Annotated in this window: 7 protein-coding genes; 5 read left to right on the forward strand and 2 right to left on the reverse strand. The window is 62.5% G+C overall.

Annotated elements, in window-relative coordinates; all coding sequences use genetic code 11:
- Both DLJ49_RS22920 and DLJ49_RS20010 read right to left on the reverse strand, forming a co-directional pair.
- The coding region (locus tag DLJ49_RS22920) for a hypothetical protein (protein ID WP_369932875.1) at positions 1-323 on the reverse strand (323 nt) is incomplete at its 3' end.
- A 428-nt stretch (positions 324-751) separates the two neighbouring features.
- Positions 752-2,191 (reverse strand): DUF6880 family protein, encoded by a 1,440-nt coding sequence (locus DLJ49_RS20010; protein WP_115395285.1) that lies wholly within the window; start codon positions 2,189-2,191, stop codon positions 752-754.
- Positions 2,192-2,410: 219 nt separating this feature from the next.
- Here DLJ49_RS20010 and DLJ49_RS20015 point away from each other — a divergent pair, with 219 nt between their 5' ends.
- From DLJ49_RS20015 to DLJ49_RS20035, 5 genes are all read left to right on the forward strand, one after another.
- Positions 2,411-3,565 (forward strand): tyrosine-type recombinase/integrase, encoded by a 1,155-nt coding sequence (locus tag DLJ49_RS20015; protein ID WP_115395286.1) that lies wholly within the window; start codon positions 2,411-2,413, stop codon positions 3,563-3,565.
- A gap of 157 nt (positions 3,566-3,722) precedes the next feature.
- Positions 3,723-5,894, forward strand: a complete 2,172-nt coding sequence (locus tag DLJ49_RS20020) for a type I restriction-modification system subunit M (protein ID WP_115395287.1) — start codon at positions 3,723-3,725, stop codon at positions 5,892-5,894.
- Positions 5,891-7,138: a restriction endonuclease subunit S gene (locus DLJ49_RS20025; RefSeq protein WP_115395288.1), complete on the forward strand. Its 1,248-nt coding sequence runs from the start codon at positions 5,891-5,893 to the stop codon at positions 7,136-7,138. The genes DLJ49_RS20020 and DLJ49_RS20025 overlap by 4 nt, the downstream gene beginning before the upstream one ends.
- Positions 7,135-7,746 (forward strand): hypothetical protein, encoded by a 612-nt coding sequence (locus DLJ49_RS20030; protein WP_115395289.1) that lies wholly within the window; start codon positions 7,135-7,137, stop codon positions 7,744-7,746. The genes DLJ49_RS20025 and DLJ49_RS20030 overlap by 4 nt, the downstream gene beginning before the upstream one ends.
- Before the next feature lie 2 nt (positions 7,747-7,748).
- Positions 7,749-10,820, forward strand: a complete 3,072-nt coding sequence (locus DLJ49_RS20035) for a type I restriction endonuclease subunit R (protein WP_115395290.1) — start codon at positions 7,749-7,751, stop codon at positions 10,818-10,820.
- Positions 10,821-11,104: the final 284 nt, after the last annotated feature.

Below are 11,104 nucleotides of genomic sequence, written 5' to 3' on the forward strand. Positions count from 1 at the left end.
CGGCTGTAGCGTTTCACCCATGGCGTGCTCCGAGGGCTGCTGTCGGACTTGGTGTAGCAACTTGATTCTACAGAGCTTTCGCGGGCACGCCAGCCATTACCCCCGATTTCGATGAATAAGGCGGGTTCATGGAAAAGGGCGTCGGTGATCCGCTCGAGGAGCGCGGCGTGGTCTGCGAGAGCCGTGACATGACCCCAGTGCACGTCCTCGGGGCTGGCGAAGAAATGGTCGTCGCTTGCGGCGCAGATGCGGTCGAGGGCCGCGTCGATCTCGGCCTTGCGTGCGATGAAGGCGGCGAGCGCTGCGTCGTTGGTCTTGGGCATTGGGTAGTCTCCCGAGGTGGTATCGGGGACCATCAGGCTCGCGGACGCGCCTCAAGCAAGCGGAGAGTGCGGCGCGACTCGGCGCCATTCATTGACACGGACCGCCGGGGTTCTGTTGACACAGTGTTGACACGGGCTTGGAACGCAAAAGGCCTCCCCTGCGGGAGGCTTTTAAGCGGCTGTATTATTTGGGAATTTTGGTTGCGGGGGTAGGATTTGAACCTACGACCTTCAGGTTATGAGTCGTGTCGAACAGACCATGAACAATCACTCGGAATCCCGAGTTCTTGCGCAGTTTCCGACACTTGCCGATCCCGCCAAAGCGGCCCCGCTGCGCACGATCTGTCGGGATTGCGCAGCGTTTTTCGGCCTCGTGCTTCCATAATGCTTCCAGCGGGCCGAGACCTGATTTTCCGGTAGCACGACCATCAGGCGGTGGTGAGCGACCAGAAGCCGAACTTCCTGCCGTGCTCCTCCTTCAGCCGGTCGACGTAGGCGCCGTGCGTCTCGAACGCGCCGAAGTCCGGGATATCCCTCGCGAGCCGGGCGCAGGAGACCAGGTGCTCGGCGGCATAGCGATACCGCTTCGCCCGGGATCTGGTGAGCGTGAAGTCGATCATCGCGCGGAGCACCAGCGTCGCGGCCAGCGGATGACGCTCTGACAGGGCCTCCGCCGCGGGGGCGAGATACTCGTAGTGATCCCCGTCGATCTCGTCGTGCCGGGCCACCAGAAGGTCCGCGGCGCGATCCAGAGCCGGCCAGTCGAGGAAGAACTGCAGGGCGTGAAGAAGGCTCGGATAGTCCACGGCGTGCGCCATCGCCCGCTCCTCAGCCTCGAAGTCGTCGAAGTCGGGAAGCCGCTTGAGATATGCCCGCAGGTAGCTGTCGGAGAGCGTGCGTTCGAAGCAGTCCCACCGGAACGCCTGCGCCTCCTCGCCACGACCCAGCGCCTCCAGCGTCTGCAGGCGAATGTCCTGCCATGCCAGCGGAACCCGCAACCCGTCGCCGAGCTCCGCGCGCTCGAGGAACCCCAGCGCCTCGTCCGCCCTGCCGGCCGCGAGCAGACGCTGCGCGATCTCCGCCGCGATCTTCGGCACCTTGCGGGTCTTCGGATCGTACTGGGCGATGAAGCCGTCGACGTCGCCCTGCGCATCGGCGATGTCCTTGAGCGCCATGGTAACGGTGCTGGTGCGCTCACGCGCTCGCATCTCGTGCTCGTAGGTGGTGCCGCCCGGGCCCCAGCCCACCGCCTTCCATTGATCCTTCGGCGGCACCGGCACGGGCGAGCCACCGAGGTCCTCGACCATCGATTTCAGGGCAGCCAGCCCCTCGTCGCCGAGCGCCGGCGCCATGATGCTGATCAGACCATCATACTGGCCATAGCCGTTGTCCTGAAGCGCATCGAGAACAGTGCCGGCGAGTGCCTGCGGATCCGGCCGGACCTTCGCGGCGAGCTGACCCAGATCGGCGCAGGCCTTGTGGAAGATGTCGATGACGGTGCCGCTGGAGTCGTCGCAGCGCTCGAAGACGGGCGTGGCGAGCGCCATGAACCGCCACATGAGCGTCAGCGCCTCATCGGGATCGGCGGGTGCGATCTGCTCGACGATGGCGCGTCGCTGAGTTTCGAGATCCGTGACCAGCGCCTTGCGGTTCTTCCAGGTGATGAAGCTGCGGGCGCGGGCGATGCTGGTCAGCCGCTTGGTGATCTCCCGCGCCGCGTCCCTTGGGCTCTGGGCGCCCGCCAGCGCGAGCCGGAGCTTGCGCTTGGCCGCCGCGTTGCCGGTGCTGACCTCGATCAGTAATTGCGCCAGGCGCTCGGCGCCCAGCGCTTCGAGATTCTTCGCGTTGAGGGTGGTCTTGGAAGCCATCGGATCGCCAGTTTCTTTTCCCCGAGCCTAACAGGGGTCCACGGGCGCCGGAACCTGCGTTCTGATTCGCGCGGCTCGTCGATTTCCCGCACCATCGCGCCGAAACGCCTTGCGCGGAAACGCGAGGCATTTCCTTTTTCTTCGCAATTTCAACGTGTTCGTTGACTGTCGCCCGCGCTTCAGCACTGTGGAGTGGCGAAAGAACCACCGAAGAGCGCCATGCCCAGGATCACCAAACGCCTCGTCGACGCCGCAGAAGCCCGCTCCGCCGAATACTTCGTCTGGGACAGCGAGATCCCTGGCTTCGGGCTGCGGGTCCTTCCGAGCGGGCGCAAGGGCTACGTGGTCCAGTACCGCGCCGGACGCCGATCCCGGCGGATCAGCCTCGGGCCCAGCACGGTCCTGACCTGCGAGCAGGCGCGCAACCGCGCCATCTCCATCGTCGCCGCCGCGCGCAATGGCGCTGACCCCGCCGCCGAGCGGGACGCGGGGCGCAAGGCGATCACGGTGAAGGAGCTGGCCGAGCGGTTCGACAGGGAACACATTGCGATCCGCGTGAAGGCGAGCACGGCCAAGGAGTATCGCCGGAACCTCGAACGCTTCATCCTTCCCGCGCTCGGCCAGCTCACGGTCACGGGCATCACCCGGGCGGATGTGGCGAAGTTTCACCACGACCTCCGCCACATCCCCTATCAGGCGAACCGCTGCCTCGAAGTGGTCTCGAAGATGTTCAGCCTCGCCGAGATGTGGGGCCTGCGTCCGGATGGCACCAACCCGCGAAAGCACATCCGGAAGTACCCCGAGGAGAAGCGCGAGCGGTTTCTCAGCGCGGCGGAGTTGCGCCGGATCGGCGAGGTGCTGCGCGAGATGGAGGCGGAGGGGATCGAACTGTCTTCGGCCATCCTCGCTGCCCGCCTGCTGATCCTGACCGGATGTCGGCTGAACGAGATCATGACGCTGAAATGGGCATACGTCGATCTGGCCGAACGCGTTCTGCGCCTGTCGGATTCCAAGTCCGGCGCCAAAATCGTCCATCTCGGACAGCCCGCCGTCGAGCTGCTCCGCGACGCCCATCGCATCGAGGGGAACCCGTGGGTCATCGCCGGCACCCTGCCAGGAAAGCGCCTGAGCGATCTCCAGCCTTTCTGGCAACGCGTCCGCGCCCGCGCCGGCGTCAAGGACGTCCGCATCCACGACCTGCGCCACACCTTCGCATCGACGGCCGTGGCCTCGGGACAGGGCCTGCCGATGATCGGCAAGCTGCTCGGCCACACGCAGGTCCAGACCACTGCGCGTTACGCCCATCTCGCGGCCGAGCCAGTGCGGACCGCGGCGGATGCGGTAGCGCAGAACCTACGGCAAGCCTTGGGGTAAGCCCGCTTCGGGCATCTGCTCCTATCTTTCGTCGGCCACTCAACCCGTCGCGACGCATGACACTGGATCTCGAACGGTGCCTTGAGAATCGGTGGTGACCCTGACCGTGCCTGCCGTTAAGGTTGTGAGATAAGTGACAAAATAGCCGGCCGCAGAAATGAACTTACAAACGCACGAGCAGCTCAAGAGCCACATTTGGGAGATCGCCAATCGCCTGCGTGGTCCGTATCGGCCTCCACAGTACCGCCTCGTGATGCTGCCGATGGTCGTCCTGCGCCGGCTGGACAGCGTGCTCGAGCCAACCAAGGACGCCGTGCTCAAGGAGTACGAGAGGCTCGAGGCCCAGAACATGCCCGAGAGCGCGATGCACCGGCTTCTCGGCCGCGCCGCTGACCCGGAAAGGACGCACCCTCTCTACAACACCAGTCCGTACACGTTCCAAAGGCTGCTTGGCGACGCCGAGAATATCGCACCAAACCTGGTCGCCTACATCAACGGCTTCTCCCCGACGGCGCGCCACATCTTCGAACGGTTCAAGTTCGCTGACCAGATCGAGAAGCTCGACGCGAGCAACCGCCTCTTCACCATCGTGAAGGCGATGGCCGATGTCGACCTGCATCCCGACCGCATCGACAACCTGCAGATGGGCTACCTGTTCGAGCATCTCGTGATGCGATTCAACGAGCAGGCCAACGAGGAGGCCGGCGACCACTTCACGCCGCGCGAGGTCATCCGTCTGATGGCCAACCTCATCTACACCGGCGAGCAGGACGTCTACACGCCCGGCATCTACCGCACGATCTATGATCCGGCCTGCGGAACCGGCGGCATGCTTTCGGAGTCCGAGAAGTTCATCCTTGCCCAGAACGAGAGCGCCAACCTCGCGCTGTTCGGCCAAGAGTACAACGACGAGTCTTGGGCGATCTGCTGCTCGGACATGCTGATCAAGGACGAGGACACCAGCAGCATCGTCCTCGGTGACACCCTCGGCGACGGCAAGACGCGCGACGGCTTCGAAGGCGACCAGTTTCACTACCTCCTGGCCAATCCGCCCTTCGGGGTCGAGTGGAAGGATCAGAAGACCGTGGTCGAGGCCGAGCACAAGCAGCACGGCTTCGCCGGCCGCTTCGGCGCTGGCCTGCCAGCTATCAACGATGGCTCGTTCCTCTTTCTGCAGCACATGATCTCGAAGATGCACGCTGCACCCGAAGAGGGCGGCGAGGGCTCCAAGATCGCGATCGTATTCAACGGCTCGCCCCTCTTTTCGGGCGACGCCGGCTCCGGCCCGTCCAACATCCGCCGCTGGATTATCGAGAACGACTGGCTCGACGCCATCGTCGCGCTGCCGGACCAGCTGTTCTACAATACCGGCATTTTCACCTACGTCTGGCTCGTCACAAACCGCAAGCCGGAGGAGCGGCGCGGCAAGGTGCAGCTGATCGATGGCACGCGGTTCTTCCAGCGCATGAAGAAGAGCCTCAACAACAAGCGCAACGAGATCACCGAGGATCAGATCCGCCACCTCACCCGGCTCTACGGGGCCTACCAGGATGGCGAGACGGCGGAAGTGCGCATCAACGGCGAGACCGAGACGCGCGTGGTCTCGCGCATCTTCGAGAACCGGGAGTTCGGCTTCCTGAAGGTGACGGTAGAGCGGCCGTTGCGCATGAACTTCGAGCCGACGCCGGAGCGCATCGCGAAGCTGGAGGATCAGACCGCCTTCGCCAACCTCGCCACCTCGAAGAAGCGCAAGGACGAAGCTGCGGCGGCCCGCGAGATCGAGGCGGGGCGGAAGCTCCAGGACGCCATCCGCGCCGCGCTCGCAACGCTGGAGGGCAACGGTCGCTACATGGACCGCGCCGCGTTCGACGCCGACATGATGGCCGCGGCCAAGCGCGCCGGCATCAAGATCGCCGCGCCGGTCAAGAGGGCGATATTCGCGGCCCTCGGCGAGCGCGACCCGGACGCCGAGATTTGCCGGGACGGCAAGGGCCGGCCGGAGCCCGACGCCGAACTGCGCGACACCGAGAACATCCCCCTGCCTGAGGGAACGACGCTGCCGCTGCCGATGGAGTTCGGCCCGGACAAGCCCAATGACCGTCTGGTGGCGGCCTTCCGCGCCACCATCGACGCCTACATGGCGGCCGAAGTGCTGCCGCACGTGCCCGATGCGTGGGTGGACTACGACAAGACCCGCGCCGGCTATGAGATCCCGATCAACCGGCATTTCTACGTCTACAAGCCGCCGCGGCCGCTGGACAAGATCGAGCGAGACATCACCGAGCTTGAGGACGAGATTGCGGGGCTGCTCAAGGGGCTGGTGGCGTGACTCGTACGTCAGGAGCACTTCGCTATTTCGGCCGGATAAGGAATGGCACGACGCCCGCAAGTGGTGACGCCGAATACTGGGATGGCAACGTTCTTTGGGCGACGCCTGAAGACCTTGGCAAGCTCGCTGGCAATAGGATCTCGGAAACCAAGCGCCGAGTAACGGAAAAGGCGGTAGAGGAGTGCAACCTCCCGGTATTACCCCCCGGGTCAGTGATAATCTCCACAAGGGCGCCTATCGGCCACATGGCCATCAACAATGTTCCAATGGCTTTCAATCAAGGTTGCCGGGGTATTATTCCACGAAAGTCTGTGCATGCATCCTTCTTGTACTACTTATTGAAGTCGCGTGTTGATGAACTCGACGCGATGGCCAATCGCACAACATTCGTTGAATTGTCGCGAGATGAGCTGGCTGCGGTTCCCGTCGATTTCCCGCCCCTCGAAACACAGCGGCGCATTGCGCGGTTTTTGGATGAGAAGACGGCACGGATCGACGGGCTGATCGAGAAGAAGCGCGCCCTTCTGGAACGGCTGGCGGAGAAGCGCCAAGCCCTGATCACCCGCGCCGTCACCAAGGGCCTCGACCCCACCGCCCCCATGAAACCCTCCGGCATCGACTGGCTCGGCGACATCCCGGCGCATTGGGAGGTGCTGCCGCTGAAACGTGTTTTAGCCAGCAGCGACTACGGCATCTCTGCATCACTCGAACCGTCTGGTGAAGTAGCTGTACTACGGATGGGAAACCTTGAGGATGGCGAAATTGCCTTAGATAACCTGCGCTTTATTGATGAAGTGCCCGCGGACCTCCTGCTTCAGCCTAACGACGTCATATTCAATCGGACTAATAGCTTGGACCTGGTCGGCAAGGCCGCGATTTTTCGCGGAACTCCTGACTACCCAGTATCGCTAGCGTCATACCTTGTACGTTTCCGATTTACGAAAAATTACGATCCGGAGTACGCGAATTTTGTCATGGGAACGCGCGACCTGATGGCACTAGCGCGGACTCTTGCTTTGCCGAGTATTGGCCAGGCAAACCTCAACCCGTCTCGATATGCCGAGATCGAGTTTCCTATCCCTTCAATCCGTGAGCAGTGGGAAATATGCGCCTTCCTGAATCGCAAGTCTGAAGCGCTGAAGGACGTAAGTTCACAGATAGCATCGTCTGTCGATCAACTTTTAGAATATCGCGCCGCGCTCATAACGGCCGCCGTCACTGGAAAGATCGCGGAGCTTCAATGACGCTGGCGGCTGGCACCTATTTCGAGCACTTAAAAGCTTATATGAACGACCGATACGTGCTGCATGACGGTGCCGACGGTGAAGTCATTCTTCGGGAAAAGTACTTTCCGCCAACAGGATCGCGGGCCAAGACCCGCAAGATTCGTCTGTTACTGCCAGGAGCGGGGCTGGCCTTCAAGCTCGATCACGATCAGGTCGAGTTGCAACGGAAGAAGAACAAGCCGCCGCTTTTCCACTTCCTCGACGACACGGCAAAGCCGTGGTCCAAACGCTGTGACTTCGTGGTGTTCTACGTCAACGGTCGTGCGTTCCATGCCGACTGCATTGAATTCAAATCCAAGAGCCTGACGGCCGAGAAGATCGTCCCACAGCTGAAAGCCGGTGCATGCTGGGTCAGTACGTTAAAGCGGACCATTGAGCATTACACCGGTGACAAACGGCGGATCCGCCTGCGCAAGTTTGTATTTGGCGACAACGAGAACCCTGGCGCATATCTCGACGCCAACGGCCAGCTCAACGCCGATCCATCCATTCGCTACTTTCGATTTGACGAGGTGCATGGGCAGGCTCTTGCCGAACTCCCAAACACCTCGATGCAGGAGGTTTAGCCATGCCCGGCCACACTGAACGTGATTTCGAGACGGCGATCGAGGCGGGCCTCACCGGCGCGGGCGGCTACGAGACGCGCCCGCCGAGCGACTTCGACGAGGCGCGGGCGCTCTTCCCCGCGGACGTGACGGGCTTTCTGAGGGACAGCCAGCCGACCCGCTGGAGCCAGCTCGAGGCGCTGCTCGGCGACAAGACCGAGGCGACCGTGCTCGACAGCCTCGGCAAGGAGCTCGACGTCAAGGGCGCGCTGCACGTCCTCCGCTACGGCTTCAAGTGCTACGGCAAGACGTTCCGGCTGGCCTATTTCCGCCCCAACACCGGCATGAACCCTGAGGCCGCAGCGCTTTATGCCCGAAACCGGCTGACGATCACCCGCCAGGTGGCCTTCACATCGGTCCTGAAGCGTGCGGACGGCAAGAACCGCCGCTGCATCATCGACGTGACGCTCAGCATCAACGGCATGCCGGTGGTGACGGCGGAACTCAAGAACCCGCAGACGGGCCAGCGCGCCGCAGATGCGATCCGCCAGTACTCGGACGAACGCGACGAGCGCGATCTCCTCTTCACCTTCAAGAAGCGCGCGCTGGTCCACTTCGCCGTGGACCCGGACGAAGTGTGGATGACGACGCGGCTGAAGGGGCGCGAGACGGTCTTCCTGCCCTTCAACCGTGGCCACGACCACGGGGCCGGCAACCCGCCGGTCGAGGGGAACTGGAAGACCCACTACCTCTGGGACGAGGTGCTGCAGGCCGACAGCCTGCTCGATATCCTCCACCGCTTCATGCACCTGGAGGTGAAGGAAAAGCAGGTCAGGACCGAAAAGGGCGTCCGGACCGTTCGCAAGGAAACGATGATCTTCCCGCGCTACCACCAGCTCGACGCCGTTCGGAAGCTGGTGGCGCATGCCGGCACGCATGGTGCCGGTCGCAACTACCTCGTTCAGCACTCGGCGGGATCGGGGAAATCCAACTCGATCGCTTGGCTCGCCCACCGTCTCGCCAGCCTGCACGATGCCCAGGACGAGAAGGTCTTTCATTCGGTGGTGGTCGTCACCGACCGGCGCGTGCTCGACCAGCAGCTGCAGGCGACGATCTACCAGTTCGAGCACAAGACCGGCGTCGTCGAGAAGATCGACGAGGACACCAGGCAGCTCGCCCGCGCGCTGTCGCAGGGAACGCCCATCGTCATCACCACGATCCAGAAGTTCCCCTTCATCTCCCAGGCGCTGTCGACGCTCCAGAGCAAGGGTGAAGGCGTGAAGATCGACACGGCCGGCAAGCGCTTTGCGGTGATCGTTGACGAGGCGCATTCCTCGCAAAGCGGCGAGACGGCGACGGCCCTGAAGGGCATGCTCAACAAGGATGGCATCGAGTCCGCCATCGCGGCGCAGCTGTCGGACGAAGAGGACGACGATCTGTCCGACGATGCGAAGGCGGCCATGCTGCGCGACTCGCTGAAGCGTGCGCGTCAGCCGAACCTCAGCTTTTTCGCCTTCACGGCCACCCCGAAGTTCAAGACGAAGATGCTGTTCGACGAGCCGGGCCTGAGCGGCGCGGCGCCATTCCACGAGTACTCCATGCGGCAAGCCATTGAGGAAGGCTTCATCATGGACGTGCTGAAGAACTACACGACCTACAAACGCTTCTACGGCCTGATCAAGCAGGTGGAGACCGATCCGGAAGTGCCGCGCAAAAAGGCCGCGAAGGCGCTGACGCGCTATCTCGAGCTCCACCCCGTGAACATCGAGCAGGTCGTCTCGGTCATCGTCGAGCACTTCCGGCTTTACGTGATGCACGAGCTCGGAGGGCGCGCCAAAGCGATGGTCGTGACCGGCTCGCGCCTGGCGGCGGTCAAGTACAAACTCGCCTTCGATCGCTATGTCAAACAGCAGGGGTATGACGGCATTCGCTCCCTCGTCGCATTCTCAGGGACGGTGGAAGACCCGGACGATCCGGGTTCGAGCTACACCGAGGTGTCGATGAACGATGGGCTCGCCGAAAGCGAACTTCCGGAAGCCTTCGAACGCGACGATTACCGCGTGCTTCTTGTGGCGGACAAATACCAGACGGGCTTCGACCAGCCGCTTCTGCAGACAATGTATGTCGTCAAGCGCCTCGCCGGCGTGCAGGCCGTTCAGACGCTGTCGCGCCTCAACCGTGTGGCGCCGGGCAAGACGCGAACCTTCGTGCTCGACTTCGCCAACGAAGAGGATGACATCTACAAGGCATTCAAGCCGTATTATGAGACGACGCCGGTCGGCAAGAATGCGGATCCCCACCGACTGTCGGAGTTACAGCACAAGCTGCTGCAATGGGCGATCTTCACGCCTGACGACGTGAACGCCTTCGCCGAGGTCTGGTATCGCGGAAAACGTGACCATTCCGCGAGCGACCACCGCGCGATGAACGCTGTACTGGATGCCGTTGTCGAACGTTTCCTGGATAAGGATGAGACGGAGCAGGAGGAGTTCCGCGGCCAGCTCGCGGCCTATCGAAGTCTCTACGCGTTCCTGTCCCAGATCATTCCCTACCAGGACAGCGACCTCGAGAAGCTGTATGCATTCGTTCGGAACCTAATCTCGAAGCTGCCGCCGCCCGGCGATGGTCAGGGGTTTGCCCTCGATGATGAGATCGCCCTCCGGTACTTCCGCCTTCAGCAGATGACGGAAGGGTCGATCGATCTGTCCGACGGCGAGGCCGATCCCCTCAAAGGTCCGACAGACGTAGGCACCGCTCGGGTGCCGGACGAGGAGGTGGCGCTTTCGAACCTGATCGAGAAGCTCAACGAGCGCTTCGGTACGGACTTTACCGAGGCCGACCAACTCTTCTTCGACCAGATCCGCGCGAGTGCTGAGCAGGACGACAAGATCGTGGAAGCCGCGCGCGCCAACAACCTTGCGAACTTCTCATCTTTCCTCGAGCGTATGCTAGACGAGCTTTTCATTGATCGGATGGAAGGCAACGAGGAAATCTTCTCGAGGGTCATGACGGACAAGGAATTCCGTGCCGCTGCACACGAGCATCTCGCTCGTGAAATCTTCCGCCGTGCAAAGCAGCAAGATGTTGTCGAGTGATCCTTTCGTGAGTTGGCCCTGCTGAAGATCGCTCAAACTTAGGACTTCCCTGACTATGCAACGGCGCAAATCGAGCCGCTGATGGCCTCGACCGACAGGATACGGCGATGCTTTTGTCCTTCGTGGCTTACGCTCAACCCGCCCAATGAACGGGCTCTCATCCCGCCTTATTCATCGAAATCGGGGGTAATGGCTGGCGTGCCCGCGAAAGCTCTGTAGAATCAAGTTGCTACACCAAGTCCGACAGCAGCCCTCGGAGCACGCCATGGGTGAAACGCTACAGC

Source organism: Rhodovulum sp. 12E13 (genome assembly GCF_003340565.1).
Classification (GTDB): domain Bacteria; phylum Pseudomonadota; class Alphaproteobacteria; order Rhodobacterales; family Rhodobacteraceae; genus HLUCCA09.

Bases quoted from the DNA above. Each gene is read 5' to 3' on its own strand.
- DLJ49_RS20030 (WP_115395289.1), top strand. From the start codon at position 7,135: ATGACGCTGGCGGCTGGCACCTATTTCGAGCACTTAAAAGCTTATATG.
- DLJ49_RS20015 (WP_115395286.1), top strand. From the start codon at position 2,411: ATGCCCAGGATCACCAAACGCCTCGTCGACGCCGCAGAAGCCCGCTCC.
- DLJ49_RS20010 (WP_115395285.1), bottom strand. From the start codon at position 2,191: ATGGCTTCCAAGACCACCCTCAACGCGAAGAATCTCGAAGCGCTGGGC.
- DLJ49_RS20020 (WP_115395287.1), top strand. From the start codon at position 3,723: ATGAACTTACAAACGCACGAGCAGCTCAAGAGCCACATTTGGGAGATC.
- DLJ49_RS20035 (WP_115395290.1), top strand. From the start codon at position 7,749: ATGCCCGGCCACACTGAACGTGATTTCGAGACGGCGATCGAGGCGGGC.